Raw genomic sequence first — 24,517 nt, forward strand, 5'->3', positions numbered from 1 at the left:
AATTTAACTCGGTTACTTTTTTGGGTATCTTGGAGGCATGAACGCGCCCGACCCTTCCCGCCAGGCCCTTCTCCATGAGCGTGCCCATCACGACCGCTGCCGTGCCGCCCTCGCCGCGATGGTCGACGGGGCCGATGAACAGGTGGTGATCGGGGAGAACGCCTCCGCGTCCGGGGCGGACGCCGAGGTGCTCGGGTATGGGTTGCGCAGTCGGGCGAAGGCGCTGCGGGAGCTGCCCGAGGGGCCGTTGTTCTTCGGGCGGCTGGATTTCACGGCCGGTGGCGATGGGGGTGGTGAGCCGGCGGGCGGCGGGCAGTCCGCGTTGCACATCGGGCGGCTGCGGGTCGGTGAGCATCCGGCCGCTCCGCCGCTCGTCGTGGACTGGCGCGCCCCCGTGTCCCGGGCGTTCTACCAGGCCGGTCCCGCCGATCCGCAAGGGATCGCCGTGCGCCGCCGCTTCGGATGGGCGCCCGGCAGCCGGGGGGACTCCGCCGACCTGACCTCGCTGGAGGACGAGTGGCTCGCGCGCGGTGAGTCCCGGGCCAGTGCGATCGTCGCCCGTGAGATCGAGCGGCCCCGGATCGGCCCCATGCGGGACATCGCGGCGACCATCCAGCCCGACCAGGACGATCTCGTACGAGCCGGTCTCGCCGAGTCGGTGTGTGTGCAGGGCGCCCCGGGGACCGGAAAGACCGCCGTGGGGCTGCATCGGGCCGCCTATCTGCTGTACAGCCATCCGGAGCGGATGCGGCGCGGTGGGCTGCTCATTCTCGGGCCCAACCGGGTCTTCCTCCGGTACATCGCCGCTGTGCTGCCCGCCCTCGGGGAGAGCGGCGTACGGCAGTCCACCCTGCGGGACGAGCTGGCCACCGGGGGCCGGTCCGGGGAGGACGGTTCCCAGGCCGCTCGCCTCAAGCACGACATCCGGATGGCCGAGGTGCTGCGCCGGGGTCTGTACGAGCGGGTGGACCCCGGTGGGGGCGAGGCGGTCGTCGTGGTGGACGGGTCCTATCGGTGGCGGGTCGGGCGGGAGGAGGTGGCCGAGGTCGTCGCGGGCGTGCTGGGCGAGGGCCCGCCCTACGCCGTGGGGCGGGAGCGGGTGCGGACCCGGCTGGTGGAGCGTGTACGGCTGCGGGCCGAGCGGCGGGCCGGGCCGCGTTCGCCGGCCTGGGTGCGGAGAGTGTCCCGGCTGCTCGGGCCGGGTGTCGACGCCGTATGGCCCCGCGTGCGGCCCGAGGAGGTGGTCGCCGGGCTGCTCGGGGACCCCGACGCGCTGGCGCGGGCGTCGGACGGGCTGCTGGAGGAAGGGGAGCGGGACATCCTGCGGTGGGCGCGTCCGCCCCGGTCGTGGAGGTCGGCGCGCTGGTCGGCCGCCGATCTGGTGCTGCTGGACGAGGTGGCGGGGCTGATCGCCCATCCCGAGGGGTACGGCCATGTCGTCATCGACGAGGCACAGGATCTGTCCCCCATGGAGTGCCGGGCGATCGCCCGCCGGGCCCGGTTCGGTTCGCTGACCGTGCTCGGTGATCTCGCCCAGGGCACCACCCCGTGGGCCGCCCGCTCCTGGGCGACGAGCCTGCGCCATCTGGGCAAGCCGGACGCCGTCGTCGTACCGCTGACCACGGGGTTCCGGGTGCCGGGCGTGGTCCTGGGGCTCGCCAACCGGCTGCTGCCACGGCTGGACGTGGCGGTACCGGCCGGGCGGTCCCTGCGCGGGGACGGCGAGTTGCGGATCCGGGCGGCGGGCGGGGATCTGCCGGGGGCGGTGGTGGCCGCCGCGCGGGACGCGCTGGAGAGGGAAGGGTCGGTGGGGGTGGTCGCGGCTGACGCGGATGTGGGGTGGGTGCGGGAGGCGCTCCGCGCGGCGGGGGTGGGGTTTGAGGGGGCGGAGGAGGCTGAGGGGGCGGAGGAGGCTGAGAGGGCTGAGAGGGGTGAGAGAGCTGAGGGGGTGGGTTTGGTGGGTGCGGCCGGGGTCGGTGTCGGTGGGGCCGGGGCTGGGGCCGTGGGTGCGCGGCTGGCGGTGGTGGCGGCGGGTGAGGTGAAGGGGCTGGAGTACGACCATGTCGTCGCCGTCGAGCCCGCCGCCATCGTGGCGGCGGAGGAGCGCGGGCTGCACCGGCTGTATGTGGTGCTGACCCGGGCGGTGTCCGGGCTGGAGGTGGTGCACGGGAGACCGCTGCCGTTTTAGGAGGTCTGGTCCTGGTCTGGTCCTGGTCTTGGTCTGGGCCCGGGCGGGTCCGTTCTGGCCCCTCCCGGCCCCCTTCTGGCCGCTCCGGCCCCTTTTTGGCCCTGTTCTGGCCGGTCTGGGGGTTCTGAAGGCCCTGGGGGCTCGGGGTCCCAGGCGCGTCGGCCGTCGCAGCTGTGCCGCCGGTCCGGTCCAGGCGTTGCGGTCGGCGGTCTCCCGTCGGGTCAGCTCAGCCGAGCAGCGGTATCAACTGCTCCTCCTCGTACGCCAGATGCGCCTCCAGCTCGGCCGTCAGCCGCTCCACCTCCGCGCGTACGGCCGCCTTCGGGCTCTCGCCCGTGACCACCGTCTCCAACTCGGCCACCAGCTCCGCGATCCGGTCGTGCTCCTCGCGCAGCCGGGTCAGCGTCGGGGCGGCCTCGGGATAGCGGTGGGCCAGGGCGCGGAAGATGCCGAGATCCTCGCCGGTGTGGTGGTTGTGCAGGCCGTGGCAGAAGGTGAGGCAGTTGATGCGGAGTTGGGTGGTGAGGGGCGTCCCGGTACGGTTCGCGTTCGCGTTCGCGTTCCCGGTGCCGGTGCCGGTCTCCTCCTCGGTGTCACCCCCGTTCTCGTCCCCCGTTCCGTCGTCGGGCTCGGTCAGTTCCTTGCGGAGCAGGGAGAGTTCGTAGCGGAAGCCGTCGTGGATGGCCTTGAGTGCCTCGCCCGGGGAATCGGCGTTGATCTGCGGCGGGCCGTCGACCGGCACCTCCTGGAGGGCGACCACCGGAATCACCCGGCCCGCCTTCCGCTGGTACTCCGCCCAGCCCTCGTCCGTTTCCACGGCCCGCGTCCAGGCCCGTTCGCGCTCCTCGCCGGTGAGTACGGTGGCGTCGGCCTCGTAGCGGAAGACACCGCTCTCGACGGTCACCCGTGGATGCGCGAGGACGTTGTGGTACCAGGCGGGGTGCCGGGGCGAGCCGCCGGCGCTGGCGATGACCAGGATCCGGCCGTCGCCGTCGGCGAGGAAGCCGAGGGGGGTGGTGTGCCGGGCGCCCGTGCGGGCCCCGGTGGTGGTCAGCAGGATCAGCCGGGCACCCTCGAAATAGCCGCCGACGCGGCCCTGCCGGGCCCGGAACTCGTCGATGACCTGCTGATTGAAATCATTGGGCATGCTGGGGTTTCGTCTCCTTCTCTCCATGATCCCTGGGGTGGTGCAGGTGATGAGGGTGAAGAGAGGAAACGGCGGGCCTCTGGCCCGCACCCGCCTCATTCAGAGGCCGGGCACCCAACTCGCTCGCGGCCCAAGGCCGCCAACCCGGCAGTCATACGATCTACGCTAGCGGCGGACGGGCGGGTACGGCAACGTGGTTTCCGTGCGCCCACTGCTGTTTCTCGACGTCGACGGCACGCTGCTGCCGTACGGGGCGCCGGACCCGTATCCCGTGTACGAGTCCGGCGGCGCGGACCCCGACGCGCATCCGCTGCTCACCCGGATCGACCCCGGCCTGGGCGATCGGCTCCGGGACCTGGACTGTGTCCTGGTGTGGGCCTCGACCTGGCTGGACGACGCCAATGATGTGATCGCGCCCTGGTTGGGGCTGCCCCCGTTGCCGGTGCTGGACTGGCCCGACCAGCCGCGGCCGAGCGGCGGCGTGCACTGGAAGACCCGGCCACTCGTCGAGCACGCGGCCGGCCGCGCCTTCGTCTGGCTGGACGACGAGATCGCCGCCGCCGACCGCGCCTGGGTCGACGCCCACCACCCCGGCCCGGCCCTGCTGCATCGGGTGGATCACCGGCGCGCGCTGACGGAGGCGGACTTCGGGGTCGTACGGGAGTGGCTGGGCGGTGGGTGAGGGTGCTCGGCGAGGGGGCTGGGGGAGGAGGAACTGGGGGAGGGGGCTGGGGCTGGGGGTGGGTTCTCAGCGGCGGCTGAGGAGGTCCGTCACTCGGAGGAAGCCGTCCTCGCCGTGGCCCAGGGCGATGACCCGGCGGGCCAGGCCCTCGGTCGCGCGCAGGACGCTCGCGTCGATGCCGTGCGACTCGGAGGTGTGGATGATGTGGGCGAGGGAGGAGGCGGCGGAGGTGATCGGGTTCGTTTCGCCGGAGTAGCTGCCGTCGTCCACGTCCGTCGCCATCTGGTCGAACAGCGGCGGCAGGATCGCGCCGATGCCCTGGGCGAACGGGGCCAGTTCCCGGGCGGTGATGCCCTCGGCGCGGGCCACCGCGAGGGCGTGCGCGTAGCCGGACATCGCCGTCCAGAAGATGTCGAGCAGCGCGATGTCGTAGGCGGAGGCCCGGCCGATGTCCGTGCCGAGGTGGGTGTGGGTGCCGCCGAGCGTGCCGAGGGCGGGGCGGTGGACGTCGTACAGATCCTCGGGTCCGCTGTGGAGGAACACGGCGTCGGGGGTGCCGATGGTCGTCGTCGGGGTCATGATGGCGCCGTCCAGATAGCGGATGCCGTGCTCGTCCGCCCATCTGCCCAGGTCACGGGCGCGTCCGGGGGTGTCGGCGGTGAGGTTGGCGACCGTACGGCCCTTGAGGGCGGTGGCGACCTCGGGGCGGCGCAGGACGGCGTCCACGGCGTCGTAGTTCACCACGCAGACGACGATCAGGTCACTCGCGGCGACGGCCGCCTCGGCGGAGGGGGCGGCGAGGGCGCCCCGGGCGAGGAGGTCGGTGTCCTTGCCGGGGGAGCGGTTCCAGACGGTCGTACGGAGTCCGGCCGCGAGGAAGGCTCCGGCCAGTGCGCGGCCCATGGGGCCAAGGCCGAGGACGGTCACGGTCATGGCCGTGGGCATGGTCTCGGTCGCGGTCATGGCCGTTGCCGTGCTCGTGGTCGTGGTCGTGCTCGTTGTCCCGGCAGACTGGGTGGGGGCGTGGGCATGTGTCAACTCTCCTGAAATATGGATAAAAGGTGCATCGACGAGGAACAGGGTTCCGTATGACACGTGGCCGTGCCCGTGATCTGGATGTCTGCGGTGTGACCGCGGCGGTCGCCGTGATCGACGGCAAGTGGAAGACGTTGCTGCTGTGGCTGCTGGAGTCCGGCCCGAAGCGGCCCGCCGAACTGCGCCGCCGGGCACCCGGGCTCAGCGAGAAGGTGCTGACCCAGGCGCTGCGGGAGATGGCGCAGGACGGTCTGGTACACCGGGAGGTGTACGACGTCCTGCCGCCGAAGACGGTCTACTCCCTGACCGAATTCGGCCGGGAACTGTCCGAGGCCCTCGCCCCCCTCTCCGACTGGGGTCACCGCCGCCTGGAGCGACTCGCGGCGTCCTGATCACGTCACGCGTCCAGCGTCGCCCGGGTGGGGGCGGATGCCAAGTACGTACAAAAAGGTGGGTGTCGGTGGGGCGGGGTGGGGTGAGGTGGGGGTGTCGGGCCTGCCGGGTGGGAGGGGCCTTGCGCCTCCCACCCCCGGCGGGCGGGAGGTGGCTTACGCCTCCCAACCCCGGCGGGCTGGATGTGGCTTACGCCTCCGACCGGTCCGCCGCCTCCCTGGCCGACCGCTCCACCTGGTCCCGGTACTCCGCCCACCATGCCTTGTCGTCGGTGGCCAGGCTGGTGTTGGTCTTGCTCATGCCGACCGCGCCGTCGAGGAGTTCGCGGAGGATGTCGGCGTGGCCGGCGTGGCGGTCGGTGTCGGCGATCACCCGGACCGTGAGGTGGTGCAGGGTCGCCTTGTTCCTGTCGCCGGGCCACCACGGCACCCTGCCGACCGTGTCCAGCGGCAGGGCGTCGAGCGTGGCGTCGGCGTGGGCCCAGGCCCTGCGGTACAGCCCCACGATGTCCTCGCGCGACTGATCGGCGGTGGCCCACATGTCGGCGTTGGTCTCGCCCGCGTCCCTCTGCCAGGGCAGCGCCTCGCCGTGTGCGCGGCCGAAGGTGTCGCAGAGGTAGCCCAGTTCGACGCCGGCCACGTGTTTCACCAGCCCCAGCAGATTGGTGCCGGTCGGGGTCAGGGGCCTACGGATGTCGTACTCCGAGAGCCCTTCGAGCTTCCAGAGCAGGGCCTCGCGGGCGGACTGGAGATAGAAACGGAGGTCTTCCAGGGGCGTGGAGTGCGCGGAGGGCACGGGGAGGGGCATGGGGCCATCTTTGCCCAAGGGGCGTCGGGGGGTGAGGGGTGGCTGGGCGAGAGGGTGGCTACGGGGGTGGCTACGGGGTGTGGATACCGGGTGTGGTTGTCGGGTGTGGCTGTCGGGTGTGGCCGGGGCGGGCCCGGGGCGATGACGTACCGCGTGGGCCGCGCCGCCCGGCCGGTCGCCTGCTCCCTGCCGCGTGCCGCCTTTCGCCTGCTCGCCGGACGCCAGTTGTCTACGCCTGGGCGGCCCGCTCCGCCACCGCCGGAGTCCGGTCCTGTGCGGCCTCCGCAGCCTCCGTGGCCTGCGCGGCCTTCAGCCGCCGGGCCCGCTTGCCCTCCTTCACCCACCACTTGCGGGCGCCCGGCTTACGGGCCTCGTGGGCGAGTTGCTTGACCGTGCTCCGGCACACCAGTTCCTTGAGGCGGGCGCCCAGCCGGCCGCCGACGTACAGCCGTAGCGCGATGTCGTCGCGGTGGGAGAACTGGAAGATGCCGGAGCGGCGCCCCAGGCTGATGCACTGCCCGGCGAACCCGACCGTGGCCGGTGCGGGGGTCTTGCCCGCGATGCGGCTGAGGACGGTCTCGGCGGCCTGCGGGCCGAGTTGCACGGCCGACTGGCAGCCCATCCGGTACGCGAGTTCGGAGGGCGCGGCCGAGTCGCCGGCGGCGATGATCCGTACGTCGTCCACGCTGGTCAGCGTCTCGTCGGTGACCAGCCGGCCGATGGTGTCGGTGGTCAGGCCGCTGCGTACGGCGAGGTCCGGGACGCCGAAGCCGGTGGTCCAGATGGTGATCCCGGCGGGAAGTTCGCGGCCGTCGGCGAGCCGGACGGCGGCCGGGGTGACGGCGGTGACCCGGGTGCCGGGGCCCTCGATCACGTGGACGCCGAGCGCGGCCATCCGGCGGGCGACCGAGCGGCGCCCGCGCGGGTGCAGATACGGGCCCAGCACCCCGCCGCAGACCAGGGTCACCGGCCGTCCGGCCTCCGCGAGTTCGGTGGCGGTCTCGATCCCGGCCGGGCCGGCGCCGATCACGGTCACCGGGGCGGCGGGCGCGCGGTCGAGGACCGGGCGCAGCCGCCGGGCCTCCTCCAGACTGGCGACCGGGTACGCGAAGTCGGTGGCGCCGGGCACGTGCTGGTCCACGGTGCCGCTGCCGACGGCGTAGACCAGGTAGTCGTAGCCGACGGGGTCGCCGTCCGCGAGGGACAGGGTGCGCCCGGCCGCGTCGATACGGGTCACGGTGCCGACGACGAGCCGGACGCGCTCGGCGAGGACCTCGCGGAAGCCGACGATCGCGTCGTCGGTGCCGCCGATCAGCTGATGCAGCCGGATCCGTTCGACGAAGTCGGGGCGCGGGTTGATCAGGGTCACGGTCAGGTCGTCGCGCTGCGTCAGACGATTGGCGGCCATGACGCCCGCGTAACCGCCGCCGATGACGACGACCTCGGTGTTGTCGGTCTTCTCGGTCTTCTCCGTGGGCTGAGTCACGGTGCCTCCTCGGTTCCCGGATCTGCCGGGGTGTCGCAGTTAGGACGGAGGGGGCGGCGGCGGTTGTGACAGGGAGAGGGTAGGTGTGACTCAGGTCACTTTCACAGGTCTCCCCCGGCCGACGGACCTCAGCTCTTGACGGCCTCCGCGATCCGCAGGGCGGCCTGGGCGGGGGTGAGGCGGGTGGTGTCGACGACCTCGGCCTCGGCGTGCAGCCAGGTGCGGGCCGCCTCGGCGTAGGGGTCGAGGTACTTGAGCCGGAACCAGGAATCGGGGCCGACCACGGTGTCGCCCGCGATGCGCTCGCGCAGGGTCTCCAGGTCGGCGTGGAGGACGAAGTGCCGGACCGGAATGGAGTGGCGGGCGAGGCCCGCGCTGATCTCGCGCCAGTACTGCTCGACCAGGACGGTCATCGGTATCACCAGGGTGCCGCCGGCGTAGTCGAGCACGTGGCGGGCGGTCTCGACCACGAGCGGTCGCCACGGGGGCCAGTGCTGGAAGTTGTCCGTCGCGGGCAGCCCCGGCGTGATGTCCATGAGCGTCTCGCCGACCTTCTCGGCGTCGAACACCCGTGCGTCCGGGAGCAGTGGCTGCACGAGCGCACTGGTCGTCGTCTTGCCCGCGCCATGGGTGCCGTTGAGCCATACGATCATGCGATCGAGGCTAGCGCGGGGTGTGTGGGGCGTACGGGGTGCGGGGCGAGGGGCGAGGGCTGAAGGCTGCGGGGCGCGGGTGCGGCGGACGTCGAGTACGAGTGCGGCATAGGCCCGGTGCGGCGGACATCTCGTTACGGCGGAAATCCGGTACGGCGAAATCCGGTACGGCCCCCGCCACCCCCCCCAGCTGGCGACACACTTTTGCAAGCGGGTGCTTGCAAAAGTTAGCAGCGGGGGGCATGGTGGAGGCATGGCATCGCTCAACGTCGGCAATCTCGGTGAGTATCTGCGCGAGCAGCGGCGCAACGCGCAGTTGTCGTTGCGGCAGCTCGCGGAGGCTGCCGGGGTGTCGAATCCGTATCTGAGCCAGATCGAGCGCGGGCTGCGCAAGCCGAGCGCGGAGGTGTTGCAGCAGGTCGCCAAGGCGCTGCGGATCTCCGCCGAGACGCTGTACGTGCGGGCCGGGATCCTCGACGCGGAGCGTGATCCGGTCGAGGTCGAGACGCGGGCCGTGATCCTGGCCGACCCGACGCTGAACGAGCGGCAGAAGCAGGTGCTGCTCCAGGTGTACGAGTCGTTCCGCAAGGAGAACGGGTTCGTGGCGCCCGGGGCGGACGGGGACGTGTCCGCTGGGGGCGACGACCTCGTGGGCGACGTACGGGGCCCCGGCACCGGTCCCGTACCTGATGACCGCGGCGATGCCGGCCCGCGGCGGAGTGCCGGGTGAACCTGACCAGGGAGACACCGGAGACCGCCGCGGACCACCACCGACCCTCAGCCGAATGTGAATACGGGAGGACCCTCACCATGGCCATCACCGACGACCTGCGCAAGACCTTCAGCGACCCGACCCCGCTCTACTTCGCCGCCGGCACCGCCGACCTTGCCTACCAGCAGGCCAAGAAGGTGCCGGGGCTGGTCGAGCAGCTGCGGGCCGAGGCACCTTCACGTATCGAGGCCGTGCGCGGCACCGACCCCAAGGCCGTCCAGGAGAAGGCCGCCACCCGTGCCAAGGAGGCCGGCGCCCGGGTCAAGGAGACCCAGGAGAACCTCCAGGTCAAGGTCAACGAGTTCATCAACGGGCTCGACGGAGACCTCAAGAAGCTCGGCACCACCCTCGACACCGATCTCAAGAAGCTCGGCGAGAGCGCCACGGACCTCGCGCTGCGCAGTGTCGGCGTCGCCGCCGAGTACGTCGTCAAGGCCCGCGAGACCTACGAGAAGGTCGCCGAGCACGGCGAGCAGACCGTCAAGACCTGGCGCGGCGAGGCCGCCGAGGAGATCGAGGAGATCGCCGTCGCCGTCGAGCCGAAGGCGGCGCCGGTCGAGCCGGTCGAGCCGGTCGACGTCAAGGAGGACGGCGAGGCCAAGGCCGCCGCCCCTGCCAAGAAGGCTCCGGCCAAGAAGGCCCCGGCCGCCCGCAGGACCGCCGCGAAGAAGACCACGCCGCCCGCCGAGTGAGCGGCGTGCCTCCGGCAGGGGCCGGGCACTTCCCGGGTGCCCGGCCCGTTCTCCTCGTAGTGAGGACGCCGTTGCGGGTACGGTGACGGGGTAGGGACGATCCGATACGGGTGGTGGACGTTGTGCTGATGCAGGGGTTCACGGGATTTCTGTGGCTGCTGAACCTGGCGCTGACCGTGTTCAGTGCCTTCGCGCTGATCGACGCGGCCACGCGCCGTGAGGACGCCTATCGCGCGGCGGACAAGAAGACCAAGCCGTTCTGGCTGATCATTCTCGCTCTCGCGCTGGTGGTGAATCTGATCTTCGGCGTCCTGTCGTTCCTGCCGATCATCGGCCTCATCGCCACCATCGTCTACATGGTCGATGTCCGGCCCGCCCTCCGCGGTCTCCCGGGCGGCGGTCGCCCCCAGCGTGGCGGCTCCAGCAGTGACGGTCCTTACGGTCCGTACAACGGCGGGCGGTAGGCGGGGCGGAGAGGGGCGGAGAGGGGCGGAGCGGGGCGGTTTCCGTGACGGCGGGCGATAGGGCCGTGCGCGCCAGGGCCCGCGGTCCAGCCGCTTCCGTCCCCTCGACCCCCGTCACCCCCATCAGCCCCGCTCAAGCAGCACCACCGCCACGTCGTCCGTCAGTTCGCCCCCGTTGAGCTGCCGTACCTCGCTCACGGCCGCCCGGAGCAGGGCCTCGCCGCGCAGGCCCTCCGTCAGCTGGCGGCGGACCATCGTGACCATCCCGTCCTGGCCCAGCCGTTCCCGCCCGGCGCCGATCCGTCCCTCGATCAGCCCGTCGGTGTAGAGCATCAGGCTCCACTCCCGCCCCAGCTCGACCTGCATCCGTGGCCAGCGGGCGCCCGGGAGCAGGCCGAGCGCGGGGCCGTTGTTGTCCTGCGGCAGCAGGGCCGCCGGGAGTCCCGCGCGGGCGATCAGCGGGGCCGGATGCCCGGCCAGGCACAGGCCCGCCCGGCGCGCGTCCGGCGCGATGTCGACCGTGCACAGGGTCGCGAAGATCTCGTCGTCGTTCCGCTCATGCACCAGCACCTGCTGCAAGGTCCCCAGCAGCTCGTCCCCGCACAGCCCGGCGAAGGTCAGCGCCCGCCACGCGATCCGCAGCTCCACGCCCAGCGCGGCCTCGTCCGGCCCATGGCCGCACACATCGCCGATCATGGCGTGCACCGTGCCGTCGGGCGTGCGCACGATGTCGTAGAAGTCGCCGCCGAGCAGCGCGCGCGAGCGCCCGGGGCGGTACCGCGCGGCGAACCGCAGCGAGGAGCCCTCCAGCAGTGGCGTCGGCAGCAGGCCGCGTTCCAGACGGGCGTTCTCCTGCGCCCTCAGCCGGCCCTCGGCGAGCCGCCGCTCGGCGCTGTCGGAACGTTTCCTCTCCACGGCGTACCGGATCGCCCGGCTCAGCAGCCTGCCGTCCAGCTCATCGCGGAAGAGATAGTCCTGCGCGCCCACCCGTACCGCCTCGGCGCCGCGCTCGGAGTCCCCGGACGCGGTGAGCGCCAGCACGGCGTGCCGGGGCGCCAGCTCCAGTACGTGGCGGAGTACGGCCAGCTCGTCGGGGTCGGCCGGGGCGGGGGCCGTGGGGGAGGGGGTGGAGGTGGTGGAGGTGGTGGAGGGGCCCGACAGGCCCGGGGTGCCGGGAGTCCCTGACGTACCGGACGTCCCTGGCGTCCCTGACGTGCCGGAGGCACCTGGCGTACCTGGCGTACCGGCGGCGGAACTCCCGGATCCGCCGCGCGCCGAGAGCGCGAGGTCCAGCAGGATGCAGTGCACATCGTCGGTGAGCAGCCGTCCGGCCTCGGTGAGATTGCGGGCCGTACGGACCCGGATCGGCTGTCCTGCGGAGTCCAGCAGCTCCGGCACGATCGCCGAGCCGCCGGGGTCGTCCTCGATCAGCAGCAGCGTGAGCGCGCCACCGGCGGCGGGATCCTTGACCGGGGGCGCGGACGGATCACCCTCGCTCGACCCCACGGCGGATCTCATGGCGGATCTCATGGTGGACCCCATGACGGAGCCCACCGTCGGCTCGGTGACCGGCTCGGCAAGCGACTCGGCGATGGACGCCGGGTCTGACCCCATGGCGGAGCCGCCGGGCGCCGACGCGGACGTGGCGTGCGCCTGACCACTCTCCACGGCCGGGATCGCTCTCTGCCGCGGTACGGGTACGGGCATGGTCCTGGGTTCCTTCCCTCCCCCCGAGGGCACGGCAGGCCGAGGGTGCTCGGCCTACCGACCGGGACCATAGCGGGTGGTGGCGCCCGATTGGAATGGGGCGTGGCAGGTCGCTAGGCAGGCGGCCATTGTCATATGCCGCGATCCGTACCGCAGTTGGGCACCCCGCCCCTGGCCTGGAATGACGAAGGTCACGTCGGTGCGGGGTTTGGCCCCGAGACGGCGTGTGCCGGGTCACATGACGCCCCTCATCGGCCACCCCACATGGGGCGACCCGTCACCCGTCACCTGTCACCTGTCACGCTCAGCCTTCGCCTGGCGGCACCGTCACCAGTACGCGTGCCGCCACCCCCACCCCGCCCCACCCCGCCCCACTCCTGGCTCACGCCCCCGGCCGCACAACCCCCAGGATCGGCATCGAACCGGCCCCGGCGATGGTCACCGTCCGCCCGGGGCGCGGGGAGTGCACCATGGAGCCGTCGCCCACGTACATCGCCACATGGCTGGCGTCGGAGTTGTAGATGATCAGGTCGCCGGGGCGCATGTCCGCGACGTCGACGCGGGTCAGCTGGCGCCACTGTTCCTGAGAGGTGCGCGGAATCGGCGTACCGGCCGCGGCCCATGCCTCGGAGGTGAGTCCGGAGCAGTCGAAGGTGTCCGGGCCCTCCGCGCCCCATTCGTACGCCTTGCCCAATTGGTCCTTCGCCCACGCCACCGCCTGCTCGCCCTCGGTGGTCGTGCCGCCCGCTGTCCCGCTCGTCTCGTCCGTCCCGGTTGTTTCGTCTATCTCGTCGAGTATCCCGGTGTCGACCCAGGCCGTCTGGGCGCGGGCGGCGGCCTGCCGCTCCAGCTCGGCGAGGCGCTCCTTCTCGTCCTGCTCCAGCTGGGATTCGAGCTGCTCGGCGGCGGCGATCTGCTCCGTGATCTCCTTCTTCGCCTTGTCCTTGGCCTCGCGGTTGGCCTCCAGCTGCTCCCAGCCGGCGGCGGCGTCCTTGGCGTACAGCTCCAAGTCGTCCTGGGTCTGCTCCAGTTCGGCGAGGGTCTGGTCGGTGGCCCGCTCGCCCTGGAGGATGCGCCCGGCGCCGTCCAGGAACTGGCGCGGATCGTCGCTCAGCATCAGCTGCGCCTCGGGCGGCAGCCCGCCCGTGCGGTACTGGGCGCGGGCCGCGGCGCCCGCCTGCGCCTTCAGCTCCGCGAGCTTCTCCTCGCCCGCCACGATCCGCCCCGCCAGGTCGACGATCTCCGCGGACTGGCGGTCGGCCAGCTCCTCGGCCGCGTTGTAGGCGTCCGTGGCCACCGCCGCGTCGTGGTAGAGGTCGTCCAGCTGTATGCGTACGATCTCCAGCTCCGCGGTTGTGGCCGGGCCCGAGTTCGAGGCCGGGCCCGAGGCCGACGGGGTGCTCGTGGTCGGCTCCGGGGTCGGCGCGGCGGCTGCCGTGCCCGGCACCGCCAGCATCGTCACCGCGCAGACGACGGAGACCGCCGCCGCGATCAGCCCACGCTTGCCCGGTGTCGATACCCGTACCAGTGCCGGCGATGGTGCTGCTGCCGGTGCCATAACCCTGCCCCCCAACCGATTGACCGTCAGTAACCCGCGGCGCCCGAGGCATCGCGCGTGACGCGGCGCGATCCGACGGAGGCCCTGACTCCCTCCCCCCGATGCACGCGCCGTACGACGATCTCCCCGACTTGGTGACGAACGACTCACTGAGATCGTTCCGTGCGGTTCGGCCCGCCGGGGAAACGAGGGGGAAAACCGTCACGTACGGGGCGCCAACGCGTCCCAGCGGACAGTGATCTCGCCCTGCCGCCAGCGCCCCGGACCGTCGGTGACCGGCCAGTCGGCGGCCAGCGCGCGCACCGCGCGGATCCAGCGCTGCCGGGCGCCGTACGAGGCGTAGGGCGCGGCGGCGGCCCAGGCGCGGTCGAAGTCGCGCAGGAACGCGTGCACCGGCTCGCCGGGGACATTGCGGTGGATCAGCGCCTTCGGCAGGCGTTCGGCCAGGTCGGAGGGGTGGTCCAGGACGGCGAGGCGGGCCGCGAAGGTGACCGTGCGCGGCCCCTCCGGCCCGAGCGCGACCCACACATGCCGCCGCCCGATCTCGTCGCACGTCCCCTCGACCAGCAGCCCCCCGGCCGACCCGGTCACCGCGTCCCCCGGCGCGAGCCGCGCGCACAGGCGCTCCCAGACCGCGCCGACCTCCCCCTCGTCGTACTGGCGCAGCACGTTCGCCGCCCGGATCAGCAGCGGCGGCCGGGGGACCGGCACCTCGAAGCCGCCGTGCCGGAAGACCAGCCCGTCCCGCGCGTACGGCTGGGCCGCCGCGACCCGCGCCGGGTCGATCTCCACCCCGACCACCCGGGTGCGGGGCGCCACCGCGCGGAGCCGGGCGAGGAGTTCCACGGCGGTCCAGGGGGCGGCGCCGTACCCGAGGTCGACGGCCACCGGATCGGTGGCCCGGCGCAGCTCACGGCCGTGCGTCGCCGCGATCCAGCGGTCCATGCGGCGCAGCCGGTTGGGGTTGGTGGTCCCCCGCGTGACCGTGCCCACGGGGCGGGAGGTCGCACGGGATGCCATGGCTACGAGGGTAAGCGGCCCGCGCCGGACCCCTGGTCCCCGCCGGGCATCCGCCGCCCGTACCGGCACCCACTCCTGGCCGGGCATCCGCCGCCCGTACCGGCACCCACTCCCAGCCGAGCACCCGCCCGCACGGGCCCAGCCCCCCACCAGGCATCCGCCCGCACGGGCACCCGCCCCCACCCACGCACGCCCCCACCCACGCGGCACCCCCACCCACGCGGCCCCCACCCCCCCACTCGAACGGTTGACCGACCCCCAGTAATGATTAGGCAAAGAAACCCCCCTCCGAAACCCGAAGGAAATGGAGCACCCCCTTCCGGCGTTGCACCCCCGTGGAGGGCGCGGGACGCCCTCCTCAGGCATGCCCGCGGCAGGGAGGAACCGCACGTGAGCCAATACGTCGGCAGGCTCGGTCGGCGCTCCCCGGCGACGGCCTCCCGCTTGAGCGGCATCCGCCTCGGCCACCGCAGGCCGCGCCGCGTCGCGATGCTCTCCGTGCACACCTCCCCCCTCCACCAGCCCGGCACCGGCGACGCCGGCGGCATGAACGTCTACATCGTGGAGCTGGCCCAGCGCCTCGCCGCGATCGACATCGAGGTCGAGATCTTCACCCGCGCCACCTCCGCCGCCCTCCCGCCCACCGTCGAACTCGCCCCCGGCGTCCTCGTCCGGCACATCGACGCCGGACCCTACGAGGGCCTCGCCAAGGAGGAGCTGCCCGCCCAGCTCTGCGCCTTCACCCACGGCGTGATGCAGGCGTGGGCCGAACACCGCCCCGGCCACTACGACCTCGTCCACTCGCACTACTGGCTCTCCGGCCACGTCGGCTGGCTCGCCGCCCAGCGCTGGGGCGTCCCCCTGGTGCACGCCATGCACACCATGGCCAAGGTCAAGAACGCCAACCTCGCCGACGGCGACACCCCCGAGCCCGCCGCCCGGGTCATCGGCGAGACCCAGATCGTCGACGCCGCCGACCGCCTGATCGCCAACACCGCCGAGGAGGCCGAGGAACTCGTCCGGCACTACGGCGCCGACCCCGGCAAGGTCGCCGTCGTCCACCCCGGCGTCAACCTCGCCCGCTTCCACCCCGGCGCGGGCCGCGCCGCCGCCCGCGCCCGTCTCGGCCTGCCCCAGGACGCCCTGATCCCCCTCTTCGCGGGCCGCATCCAGCCCCTCAAGGCCCCGGACGTGCTGCTGCGCGCGGTCGCCGTGCTCCTGGACGAGCGGCCCGAACTGCGCTCCCGGATCGTCGTGCCGGTGGTCGGCGGCCCCAGCGGCAGCGGCCTCGCCAAGCCGGAGGGGTTGCAGAAGCTCGCCGCGCGACTCGGGATCGCCGATGTCGTACGGTTTCGGCCACCCGTCGGCCAGGACCGGCTCGCCGACTGGTTCCGGGCCGCGTCCGTGCTGGTCATGCCCTCCTACAGCGAGTCCTTCGGGTTGGTCGCCATAGAGGCGCAGGCCGCCGGGACACCCGTACTGGCCGCCGAGGTGGGCGGGCTGCCGGTGGCCGTGCGCGACGGCGAGACCGGCTTCCTGGTGCGGGGCCACGAACCCGCCGGATACGCCCGGCTGCTCGCCCGGTTCGCCGACGACCCCGCGCTCGCCGGCCGCATGGGCGACGCCGCCGCACGCCACGCCCGCTCCTTCGGCTGGGACGCCGCCGCTGCCGCCACCGCCGAGGTCTACACCGCCGCCGTGCACGCCCACCGCCGCCGCGCCCGCGACCGGCACGCCTGAACCCCCTGTCGTACGCTCCCCCCATGGCGGACGCGCAGCGGCAGGCGGCACAGGTCATCGAGGGTGTGCTGGGGGACGACGACATCGAGTGGGAGTGCCCCGAGCCCGGCCACTACGTGGTCAAGCTGCCCGGCACCCGCAAGCTGTTCACGACGCTCTCCCTGATCGTCGGCCGCCACTCCCTATCCCTCAACGCCTTCGTCGTCCGCCACCCCGACGAGAACGAACCCGCCGTCCACCGCTGGCTCCTGGAGCGCAACCTCAAGCTCTACGGCGTGAGTTACGCCGTCGACCCGCTCGGCGACATCTACGTCACCGGCCGGCTGCCGCTCGCCGCCGTCACCCCGGACAGCACGGACCTGCTCCTGGGCCAGGTCCTGGAGGCCGCCGACGGCGGCTTCAACACCCTCCTGGAACTGGGCTTCGCCACCGCCATCCGCAAGGAGTACGCCTGGCGGGTGGAGCGCGGCGAGCCGACCCGGAACCTGGACGCGTTCACCCACCTGATCCAACGCCCGTCCGACTGACCCCGTTCCCACCCGGAGCCGTCCGCCACCACGGACGCCGTACCACCGCTCCATCCGTACGACGCTCAGCGCGCCCCCGATCGGTAGCGCCCCGGCGTCACCCCCACCAGCCGCCGGAAATGGCGGGTGAGGTGGGCCTGGTCGTAGAAGCCGGTCCCGGCCGCCGCCTCGGCCGGGCGCGCCCCCGCGAGCAGCAGCGCACGGGCGCGGGCGACCCGCCGCGAGGTCAGATACTGGTGCGGGGCGATGTCGTAGGCGGCGCTGAACGCCCGTACGAGATGGGCGGGATGGGCGCCGAGCAGCCGCCCCGCCTCCTCCAGCGACACCCCTTCCACCATCCGCGCGTCGAGCAGCTCACGCAGCCGGCGGGCCAGTGCGGGGTCGGCGACGCGTGGGGCGGCGTCGGTGAGCCGGGGGCGCAGCAGAGCGCCGAGCCGCTCGGCGACGAAGGTCAGCCGGCTCTCCGCCGCCAGCTCCTCGCCGGGCCGGGCGAGCGCGGTGTGCAGCTGCCCGACGCGGTGGCGCAGCAGCGGATCGCGCAGGTCGGGGGTGTCGACGGCGGCCCCGATCAGATCGTGGGCCAGCCGTGAGGAGTCCAGGTACAGCACGCGTTTGCGGAAGCCGTGCGGGGTGGCCGGGGCGCCGTTGTGCGGGATGTGCGGCGGCAGCAGGGACACGGTGTCGTGCGGGGTGCCGTGCCGGTGCCGCTCCAGGTCGTACCGTACGGCCCCGGCGTCCACGATCAGCAGCGTCCAGGACTCATGGACGTGCATCGGATAGGCGTACTCGGTGAAGTGCGCGTGGAACACCTCCACGACGCCCGGGATCGCGGGGCGCCAGGCGGAGACGGTGGTGTCCTGCCGCGACGCAGCCATGCAAAGAACGTACAAGACCCGGCGGAGACCGGACGGCGACCCTGCTCCCATGACAGCCACCGACGCCCTGCCCCCCGCCCGCTTCGACAACAAGTCCGACAACAAGTCCGACACCAGGTCCGGCACGAAATTCGACACGAAGATCGCCGTCCTGCTGCGCGCGGACCTGGCGCCGTGGCAGCGGCTCAACGTCACCGCGTTCCTGGTCAGCGGCCTGGGCACGGAGATCCCGGAGGTGATCGGGGAGCCGTACGAGGACGGCGACGGGGTCCGCTGCCTGCCGATGTTCCGGCAGCCGGTGCTGGTCTTCGAGGCCACCGGGGAGACGCTCAGGACGGCCCACGCGCGGGCCCTGTCCCGGGCGCTGCCGCGAGCCGTCTTCACGGCCGACCTGTTCACGACGGGCAACGACCGCGACAACCGGTCGGCGGTCCGGGCGGTCGGCACGGCGGAGCTTGTAAGAGTCACTGGCGGCGGGCAGACCTTACGCATTCGCCGTGGCCGCAATCGAGCCAGTTAACGATTCCCGTCAACTGTCCGGGGTGCGGGCGGCCCGCGCGGGCCACCGAACCCTTCTACTACGCTCGACCCCATGGCCGACGCACCGTACAAGCTGATCCTCCTCCGCCATGGCGAGAGCGAGTGGAACGCGAAGAACCTGTTCACCGGCTGGGTGGACGTGAATCTCACCGAGAAGGGTGAGAAGGAGGCAGTCCGCGGCGGGGAGCTGCTCAAAGACGCCGACCTGCTCCCCGACGTGGTCCACACGTCCCTCCAGAAGCGCGCGATCCGCACGGCACAGCTGTCCCTCGAAGCCGCCGACCGTCTGTGGATCCCGGTCCACCGCAGCTGGCGCCTGAACGAGCGCCACTACGGCGCCCTCCAGGGCAAGGACAAGGCCCAGACCCTCGCCGAGTACGGCGAGGAGCAGTTCATGCTCTGGCGCCGCTCCTACGACACCCCGCCCCCGCCGCTGCCCGTCGACGCCGAGTACTCCCAGTACGCCGACGACTGCTACGCGGCCCTCCCGCCGGAGCTGCGCCCGCGCACGGAGTGCCTGAAGGATGTCGTCGCCCGCATGCTCCCGTACTGGTTCGACGCCGTCGTCCCCGACCTGCTGACCGGCCGCACGGTCCTGGTCGCGGCCCATGGGAACAGCCTCCGCGCCCTGGTCAAGCACCTGGACAACATCTCCGACGCCGACATCGCGGGCCTCAACATCCCGACCGGCATCCCCCTCTCCTACCACCTGGACCACGACTTCCGCCCCCTGAACCCGGGCGGCACCTACCTCGACCCGGACGCGGCGGCGGCGGCGATCGAGGCGGTCAGGAACCAGGGCAAGAAGAAGTAGGCGTACATCACGAAGGGCCCCTGCACCGGAAGTTCCGGAGCACGGGGCCCTTCGTGACGTACGGGCGGCGCTGTCAGCCGCACTGGCAGGGGTTGCCCTGCTGACAGCCGCAGGTGCAGCCCGAGCCGCAGCCGCAGGCGGCGATCAGCGGGAGGCTCAGGGGCCGGGCGGGCTGTTCGGTCGGGCGGTCCTGGGTGGGGTCGGGGGTGCTGGGGGTGCTGGGGGATACAGCCATGGGTCCCTCCTCTAGGCATGTGCCTGTGCCCATTGGATGCCCGGCCCACAGGTCGCATCAACGGCGCATCGATGCTCATCCGCGCCCCCGGCAAGGTGGGAGATGCCGGGTGCCTATGCCGGGTCCCGGGCCGCTACGCGCCCTCCACCCCCGGCACCGCCTGCGCGTCCGGCTGGAGTTCGTCCGCGTGCTCGCCGGTGACCAGGAAGACGACCCGCTTGGCCACGGCCACGGCGTGGTCGGCGAAGCGCTCGTAGTAGCGGCCCAGCAGGGTGACGTCGACCGCGGTCTCGATGCCGTGCTTCCAGCGGTCGTCCATCAGGTGCTGGAAGAGGGTGCGGTGGAGCAGGTCCATCGCGTCGTCGTCGGTCTCCATCTGCATCGCCAGGTCGACGTCCTTGGTGATGATCACCTCCGCCGCCTTGGCCATCAGCCGCTGCGCGAGCTGGCCCATCTCCAGGATGGTGGCGTGCAGGTCGTGCGGGATCGCCCGCTCCGGGAACCGCAGCCGGGTGAGCTTCGCCACATGCTGGGCGAGGTCGCCGGAGCGCTCCAGGTCGGCGGACATCCGCAGCGAGGTCACCACGATCCGCAGATCCGTCGCCACCGGCTGCTGCCGCGCCAGCAGGTCTATCGCGCGGGCCTCCAGGTCGTGCTGGAGTTCGTCGATCTTCTTGTCGTTCTCGATGACGCTCTCGGCCAGCTTCAGATCGGCGTCGAGGATCGCCGTCGTGGCGCGTCCGATCGCCGACCCGACCAGCCGGGCCATCTCGACCAGGCTGTCACTGATCGAGTCGAGTTCCTCGTGGTACGCGTCCCGCATCTGGGTTCCCTCTCGTACGTCGTTCCAGGGTGCTCAGGGTCAGGGTTCCGACCTTGCCTTACGACGTCGTTCCACGTCGTTTGGGGGTCGTGCGGAGCCGCCCGGGAGGGCGTCCTCGGCCGTGTTCCCGTGGCGCGTGTTCCGTTTCTGTGGCGCATCGGACACCGCGGACCCCACGCTGTCACCCTCAGCTCCGTACGCGTCAAAATCCGCCACCCCAAATGAACCGATACTGGCTCCAAGGTGAACTCTGGGCGACGAGTGTTCGAGGTCGCCCACCGATGGCTGTGGCCACGACGCGTCCCATGCCTAACCTGGGTGCATGGACGTGAACGCGGCGGTCGCCGCAGCGGCAGCGATCGCCGGTGTGCTCACCGGCGTCATCGCCATGCTGGCGTTCCGCTGGAGCGAGCGCGACCTGAAACGCCCCACCCGTACCTCCCTGCACACCGACCCGGTGCTCCCACCGGGCGTCGACACCGTCCTGTCGGTGCTCCGCTCCTCGGCCGTCGTCCTGGACGAGGGCGACGCCGTGGTCAAGGCCAGTTCGGCGGCCTACGCCCTCGGACTGGTGCGCGGCGGCAAACTCGCCGTCGAACCCATGCTCCAGATGGCCCGGGACACCCGCCGCGACGGCGAGATACGCCAGGTCGAACTGGACCTGCCTCGTCGTGGCACCGGCCGCGGCGAGGCTCTCGCCGTCTCCGCCCGCGTCGCCCCGCTCGGCTCCCGCCTGGTGCTGCTGCTGGTCGAGGACCTCACCGAGGCCCGCCGCATAGAGGCGGTCCGGCGCGATTTCGTCGCCAACGTCAGCCATGAACTGAAGACCCCGGTCGGCGCCCTCTCCCTGCTGTCCGAGGCGGTCATGGACGCCTCCGACGACCCGGAGGCCGTCCAGCGGTTCGCCGGGCGCATGCAGATCGAGGCCACCCGGCTGACCAACCTGGTCCAGGAGCTGATCGACCTCTCCCGGGTACAGAACGACGACCCCCTGGAGGACGCCGAACCCGTCCGCGTGGACGAACTGGTCGCCGAGGCCATCGACCGCTGCCGCCACGCGGCCGGCACCAAGCAGATCACCATGGCCGCCGCAGGCGCCGCCGACCTGCATGTCTGGGGCAACCGCGGCCAGCTCGCCGCCGCCCTCGGCAACCTGGTCGAGAACGCCGTCAACTACTCACCGGCCCGCACCCGCGTCGGTATCGCCGCCCGCCGGGTGAGCGCCTCCGGCGGCGATGCCATCGAGATCGCCGTCACCGACCAGGGCATCGGCATCTCCGGCAAGGACAAGGAGCGTATTTTCGAACGCTTCTACCGCGTCGATCCGGCCCGCTCCCGTGCCACGGGCGGCACGGGCCTCGGACTCGCGATCGTCAAGCACGTGGCCGCCTCGCACGGCGGGGAGGTCACGGTGTGGAGCTCCGAGGGACAGGGCTCCACCTTCACCCTGCGGCTGCCGGAGGCGGGAGCCGCCCGGGAGCGGGCACAGCAGCACCGGCACTCCGCTCCCGAGGAGGAGGCGGCGGCGCGGCCCACGGGCTCGCCCCACCCCGCCACCCGATCCCACCCACACCCCACACCCCACACATCCCACACGCCCCACACATCCCCCGACTCAACCGCGTACCAGACGCTTTCCGCCCCGGAGGTCCTTCCGTGACCCGAGTGCTCGTCGTCGAGGACGAGGAGTCCTTCTCCGACGCCCTGTCGTACATGCTCCGCAAAGAGGGCTTCGAGGTCGCCGTCGCGACCACCGGCCCCGACGGACTCGACGAGTTCGAGCGCAACGGCGCCGACCTCGTCCTCCTCGACCTGATGCTGCCCGGCCTGCCCGGCACCGAGGTCTGCCGCCAGCTGCGCGGCCGATCCAACGTTCCCGTCATCATGGTGACGGCCAAGGACAGCGAGATCGACAAGGTGGTCGGGCTCGAAATAGGAGCCGATGACTACGTCACCAAGCCGTTCTCCTCGCGCGAACTGGTCGCCCGTATCCGGGCCGTCCTGCGCCGCCGCGGTGAGCCGGAGGAGGTGGCCCCGGCCGCCCTGGAGGCGGGCCCGGTCCGGATGGACGTCGACCGCCATGTGGTCACCGTCGCCGGCTCCAAGGTCGACCTCCCGCTCAAGGAGTTCGACCTCCTGGAGATGCTGCTGCGCAACGCGGGCCGCGTCCTGACCCGGATGCAGCTCATCGACCGCGTCTGGGGCGCCGACTACGTCGGTGACACCAAGACCCTCGACGTCCACGTCAAGCGCCTGCGCGCCAAGATCGAGCCGGACCCGGGCGCCCCGCGCTACCTGGTCACGGTCCGCGGCCTCGGCTACAAGTTCGAGCCGTAAACCCACCCGGCCGGACACGCGAGAGGGCGGGACTCCACCAGGGAGCCCCGCCCTCTGCACGTTCTTCCTCCGCTGCTACGACATCCAGCGCCCGCCGCGCCGCCTACTCACCGGGCGTCGCGGAACCCGAGGCGGCGTCGGTCGGGGTGCCGGTGGAGCCGGACTCGGTGGAGGTCGCCTCCCCGGAGGGCTCACCGCTCGCCGTACCGCTCGCCTCCCCGCTCGGCGTGGTGGACGGCGACGGCACCGCGGTCGGGCCCCAGCTGCTGAAGTAGCTCTCGGCCGGCCAGACGAACGCCTGGAGGGTCACCGCACCGGTACGGCTGAAAGTGAACGTGACCTTCTGGACATCGCCGTCGGTCACCCCCTGGCCGTCGGCGAGCACCGCGGAGGCGTTGCCCTCGCCGCCGATGATCACCGTGCCATTGGCCGGCACGGTCAGCGGACCGCTGCCGCCCGCCGGCGAGATCTTGGCGGTGCCCACCCCGTCCACGTTGATGGAGTCCAGGGTCTGCGCCGTCCGGCTGGTGTTGAACAGCGTCGCGGAGACGGCGGCCGGGCCGCTGGCGTCGGCCTCCGGCTGGGTGATCACGGTCGCGTTCTGGATCTTGATGTCACCGACCGTGGTGGCGGCGTTGTCGGGCACGATCTGCAAGGTCTGCGCATTGTTTCCGGCGCCGCAGGCGGCGAGCGTGGCGATCGAGAACGCGAGGGCGGAGGCGGCGAGGACGCCGCGTCGAAGGCTGCTGCTCACGGCGGCGGCAACTCCTTGAACACAGGGGCGGCATTCCTCTTCAAAGCCACCCTAAGGATCTGTCAGCGGCCTTAGGTTACCGAGCCGTTCCCGCGCCGCCGCACCCGACCCTCCCCCAACCGGCCCGGGTCGCCCGGCAGGGGGTACCCCGCCCCCGTGGAGGAGAGCCCCGGAGCGACCCGTGGCCCCGCCATTCACATAAGTCATCCGGGCATACCGCAGTGCATTATCGGGCGGCCCGCCCACTAATTCCGGGTGAAGGAATATCGACGGATCACGCGATGGGCCGCGCGGTGGATCACCCGGCGGATCAACAGAAAGATCAACGGACAGATCAACCAACGGATCAACTGACGGATCACGCCGAAAATTGATCACGGAGTGTCTTGATCGGAGTCCTGTGATCAATTCCGGATTCGTCTCGCGGGCGACCCGCCGGGCCGAACGGAGTAGCGGAAGTCGAGCACTTGAAAGCGGACATATATGGACGTTCAACCGGTTGGCGGGGCTGCCGGATGTGTGTAACGTGCGCGTTTCTCTCGCCCCGGACAGCCGCTCCGACCTGCGATTACCTGGTTCCCGAGGCCCGGCGAAGCACGTTCCGGTCGCTGTTGTCAAGCCCCGAGATATGCCCTGACCTGCGAAAACGCCATTCAGAACCCGCCGTTTCCGTGTTACCCTGGATAGCCACGGAAGGGGTACCTGTCACATGACGTTCAAGGTTGGCGACACCGTGGTCTATCCCCATCACGGGGCCGCGCTGATCGAGGCCATCGAAACTCGCCAGATCAAAGGCGTGGACAAGACCTACTTGGTGCTGAAGGTCGCCCAGGGTGACCTGACGGTACGTGTGCCAGCGGACAATGCGGAGTTCGTCGGCGTACGTGATGTGGTCGGTCAGGACGGGCTGGACCGGGTCTTCGAGGTGCTGCGCGCGCCGTATGCCGAGGAGCCCACGAACTGGTCCCGTCGTTACAAGGCAAACCTGGAGAAGCTCGCCTCCGGCGATGTCATCAAGGTCGCGGAAGTCGTGCGTGACCTGTGGCGTCGTGAGCGTGAGCGTGGACTGTCCGCCGGTGAGAAGCGCATGCTCGCCAAGGCCCGCCAGATCCTGGTGAGCGAGCTGGCTCTCGCGGAGAACACCAACGAGGACAAGGCCGAGGCGCTGCTCGACGAGGTCCTCGCCTCCTGACCCGGGCGCCGAACCCGATCAGCCAGCCCTCACACTGAAATGCCGCGGTGCCCGATGACGTCTTTGCCGTCGCCGG

25 protein-coding genes are annotated in these 24,517 nt (G+C 71.8%); 13 read left to right on the forward strand and 12 right to left on the reverse strand.

The genetic code is table 11. The features are described from left to right. Positions 1-37 precede the first annotated feature (37 nt). Entirely contained in the window at positions 38-2,188 is a 2,151-nt protein-coding gene (locus ACFRFC_RS31340) for a HelD family protein (RefSeq protein WP_382683918.1), read from the forward strand. A gap of 226 nt (positions 2,189-2,414) precedes the next feature. On the opposite strand, the gene ACFRFC_RS31345 is transcribed toward ACFRFC_RS31340, so the two are convergent. After that, positions 2,415-3,335, reverse strand: a complete 921-nt coding sequence (locus tag ACFRFC_RS31345; protein WP_382683920.1) for a nitroreductase/quinone reductase family protein — start codon at positions 3,333-3,335, stop codon at positions 2,415-2,417. Between the two features lie 202 nt (positions 3,336-3,537). Between ACFRFC_RS31345 and ACFRFC_RS31350 the strand changes: the two genes are divergently transcribed. Continuing rightward, positions 3,538-4,017 (forward strand): HAD domain-containing protein, encoded by a 480-nt coding sequence (locus tag ACFRFC_RS31350; RefSeq protein ID WP_382683923.1) that lies wholly within the window; start codon positions 3,538-3,540, stop codon positions 4,015-4,017. Positions 4,018-4,083: 66 nt separating this feature from the next. Here the strand turns inward: ACFRFC_RS31350 and ACFRFC_RS31355 are convergent, their stop codons facing one another. After that, positions 4,084-4,980 carry an NAD(P)-dependent oxidoreductase gene (locus ACFRFC_RS31355; protein ID WP_382683925.1) on the reverse strand — a complete coding sequence of 299 codons (897 nt, stop codon included), beginning with the start codon at positions 4,978-4,980 and terminating at the stop codon, positions 4,084-4,086. Between the two features lie 125 nt (positions 4,981-5,105). On the opposite strand from ACFRFC_RS31355, the gene ACFRFC_RS31360 reads away from it, so the two are divergent. Next, complete coding sequence (locus ACFRFC_RS31360; protein WP_382683927.1) at positions 5,106-5,444, forward strand: winged helix-turn-helix transcriptional regulator; 339 nt, start codon at positions 5,106-5,108, stop codon at positions 5,442-5,444. A 190-nt stretch (positions 5,445-5,634) separates the two neighbouring features. On the opposite strand, the gene ACFRFC_RS31365 is transcribed toward ACFRFC_RS31360, so the two are convergent. The 3 genes from ACFRFC_RS31365 to ACFRFC_RS31375 form a co-directional block, all read right to left on the reverse strand. Further along, entirely contained in the window at positions 5,635-6,252 is a 618-nt protein-coding gene (locus ACFRFC_RS31365) for a DinB family protein (protein WP_382683930.1), read from the reverse strand. A gap of 229 nt (positions 6,253-6,481) precedes the next feature. Further along, positions 6,482-7,660 (reverse strand): NAD(P)/FAD-dependent oxidoreductase, encoded by a 1,179-nt coding sequence (locus ACFRFC_RS31370; RefSeq protein ID WP_382684476.1) that lies wholly within the window; start codon positions 7,658-7,660, stop codon positions 6,482-6,484. 206 nt (positions 7,661-7,866) lie between these two features. Beyond that, positions 7,867-8,391, reverse strand: a complete 525-nt coding sequence (locus ACFRFC_RS31375) for an AAA family ATPase (RefSeq protein WP_382683932.1) — start codon at positions 8,389-8,391, stop codon at positions 7,867-7,869. Between the two features lie 253 nt (positions 8,392-8,644). Here ACFRFC_RS31375 and ACFRFC_RS31380 point away from each other — a divergent pair, with 253 nt between their 5' ends. The 3 genes from ACFRFC_RS31380 (at position 8,645) to ACFRFC_RS31390 (ending at position 10,319) form a co-directional block, all read left to right on the forward strand. Further along, the gene (locus ACFRFC_RS31380) at positions 8,645-9,121 is read left to right on the forward strand and encodes a helix-turn-helix domain-containing protein (protein ID WP_382683934.1); all 477 of its coding nucleotides are present in this window, start codon (positions 8,645-8,647) and stop codon (positions 9,119-9,121) included. A gap of 80 nt (positions 9,122-9,201) precedes the next feature. After that, positions 9,202-9,855 carry a hypothetical protein gene (locus ACFRFC_RS31385; protein ID WP_382683936.1) on the forward strand — a complete coding sequence of 218 codons (654 nt, stop codon included), beginning with the start codon at positions 9,202-9,204 and terminating at the stop codon, positions 9,853-9,855. A gap of 128 nt (positions 9,856-9,983) precedes the next feature. Further along, positions 9,984-10,319, forward strand: a complete 336-nt coding sequence (locus tag ACFRFC_RS31390) for a DUF2516 family protein (RefSeq protein ID WP_382684478.1) — start codon at positions 9,984-9,986, stop codon at positions 10,317-10,319. Positions 10,320-10,442: 123 nt separating this feature from the next. On the opposite strand, the gene ACFRFC_RS31395 is transcribed toward ACFRFC_RS31390, so the two are convergent. The 3 genes from ACFRFC_RS31395 to ACFRFC_RS31405 form a co-directional block, all read right to left on the reverse strand. After that, complete coding sequence (locus ACFRFC_RS31395; RefSeq protein ID WP_382683939.1) at positions 10,443-11,861, reverse strand: PP2C family protein-serine/threonine phosphatase; 1,419 nt, start codon at positions 11,859-11,861, stop codon at positions 10,443-10,445. A 547-nt stretch (positions 11,862-12,408) separates the two neighbouring features. Then, positions 12,409-13,584, reverse strand: coding sequence for an NlpC/P60 family protein (locus ACFRFC_RS31400; RefSeq protein ID WP_382683942.1), 1,176 nt, complete (start codon positions 13,582-13,584; stop codon positions 12,409-12,411). Between the two features lie 201 nt (positions 13,585-13,785). Then, positions 13,786-14,604, reverse strand: coding sequence for a class I SAM-dependent methyltransferase (locus tag ACFRFC_RS31405; protein WP_382683944.1), 819 nt, complete (start codon positions 14,602-14,604; stop codon positions 13,786-13,788). A 390-nt stretch (positions 14,605-14,994) separates the two neighbouring features. On the opposite strand from ACFRFC_RS31405, the gene mshA reads away from it, so the two are divergent. Continuing rightward, on the forward strand, positions 14,995-16,344 hold the full coding sequence (mshA, locus tag ACFRFC_RS31410; RefSeq protein ID WP_382683947.1) for a D-inositol-3-phosphate glycosyltransferase: 1,350 nt from the start codon (positions 14,995-14,997) through the stop codon (positions 16,342-16,344). 23 nt (positions 16,345-16,367) lie between these two features. After that, entirely contained in the window at positions 16,368-16,871 is a 504-nt protein-coding gene (locus ACFRFC_RS31415) for a YbjN domain-containing protein (protein ID WP_382683950.1), read from the forward strand. A 65-nt stretch (positions 16,872-16,936) separates the two neighbouring features. Here the strand turns inward: ACFRFC_RS31415 and ACFRFC_RS31420 are convergent, their stop codons facing one another. Beyond that, a complete protein-coding gene (locus ACFRFC_RS31420; RefSeq protein ID WP_382683953.1) occupies positions 16,937-17,746 on the reverse strand; it encodes an AraC family transcriptional regulator in 810 nt (269 codons plus the stop codon). Here ACFRFC_RS31420 and ACFRFC_RS31425 point away from each other — a divergent pair. Both ACFRFC_RS31425 and ACFRFC_RS31430 read left to right on the forward strand, forming a co-directional pair. Further along, the gene (locus ACFRFC_RS31425; RefSeq protein ID WP_382683956.1) at positions 17,745-18,266 is read left to right on the forward strand and encodes a DUF2000 family protein; all 522 of its coding nucleotides are present in this window, start codon (positions 17,745-17,747) and stop codon (positions 18,264-18,266) included. The two genes, ACFRFC_RS31420 and ACFRFC_RS31425, sit on opposite strands and share 2 nt — an antisense overlap. Before the next feature lie 72 nt (positions 18,267-18,338). Further along, positions 18,339-19,100, forward strand: coding sequence for a phosphoglyceromutase (locus tag ACFRFC_RS31430; RefSeq protein ID WP_382683958.1), 762 nt, complete (start codon positions 18,339-18,341; stop codon positions 19,098-19,100). Between the two features lie 73 nt (positions 19,101-19,173). Here ACFRFC_RS31430 and ACFRFC_RS31435 read toward each other — a convergent pair whose 3' ends face one another. Continuing rightward, on the reverse strand, positions 19,174-19,335 hold the full coding sequence (locus ACFRFC_RS31435; RefSeq protein ID WP_382683960.1) for a hypothetical protein: 162 nt from the start codon (positions 19,333-19,335) through the stop codon (positions 19,174-19,176). A gap of 133 nt (positions 19,336-19,468) precedes the next feature. Next, positions 19,469-20,158, reverse strand: a complete 690-nt coding sequence (gene phoU, locus ACFRFC_RS31440) for a phosphate signaling complex protein PhoU (protein ID WP_382683963.1) — start codon at positions 20,156-20,158, stop codon at positions 19,469-19,471. 322 nt (positions 20,159-20,480) lie between these two features. Here phoU and ACFRFC_RS31445 point away from each other — a divergent pair, with 322 nt between their 5' ends. Continuing rightward, on the forward strand, positions 20,481-21,818 hold the full coding sequence (locus ACFRFC_RS31445; RefSeq protein ID WP_382683966.1) for a sensor histidine kinase: 1,338 nt from the start codon (positions 20,481-20,483) through the stop codon (positions 21,816-21,818). Next, positions 21,815-22,495 carry a response regulator transcription factor gene (locus tag ACFRFC_RS31450; RefSeq protein WP_362754850.1) on the forward strand — a complete coding sequence of 227 codons (681 nt, stop codon included), beginning with the start codon at positions 21,815-21,817 and terminating at the stop codon, positions 22,493-22,495. The genes ACFRFC_RS31445 and ACFRFC_RS31450 overlap by 4 nt, the downstream gene beginning before the upstream one ends. Positions 22,496-22,598: 103 nt before the next feature. On the opposite strand, the gene ACFRFC_RS31455 is transcribed toward ACFRFC_RS31450, so the two are convergent. Beyond that, a complete protein-coding gene (locus ACFRFC_RS31455) occupies positions 22,599-23,249 on the reverse strand; it encodes a DUF461 domain-containing protein (protein ID WP_382683969.1) in 651 nt (216 codons plus the stop codon). 709 nt (positions 23,250-23,958) lie between these two features. Between ACFRFC_RS31455 and ACFRFC_RS31460 the strand changes: the two genes are divergently transcribed. Further along, complete coding sequence (locus ACFRFC_RS31460; RefSeq protein ID WP_003953493.1) at positions 23,959-24,441, forward strand: CarD family transcriptional regulator; 483 nt, start codon at positions 23,959-23,961, stop codon at positions 24,439-24,441. The last annotated feature ends 76 nt before the right edge of the window (positions 24,442-24,517 follow it).

It is taken from the genome of Streptomyces sp. NPDC056734 (assembly GCF_042790455.1).
Classification (GTDB): domain Bacteria; phylum Actinomycetota; class Actinomycetes; order Streptomycetales; family Streptomycetaceae; genus Streptomyces.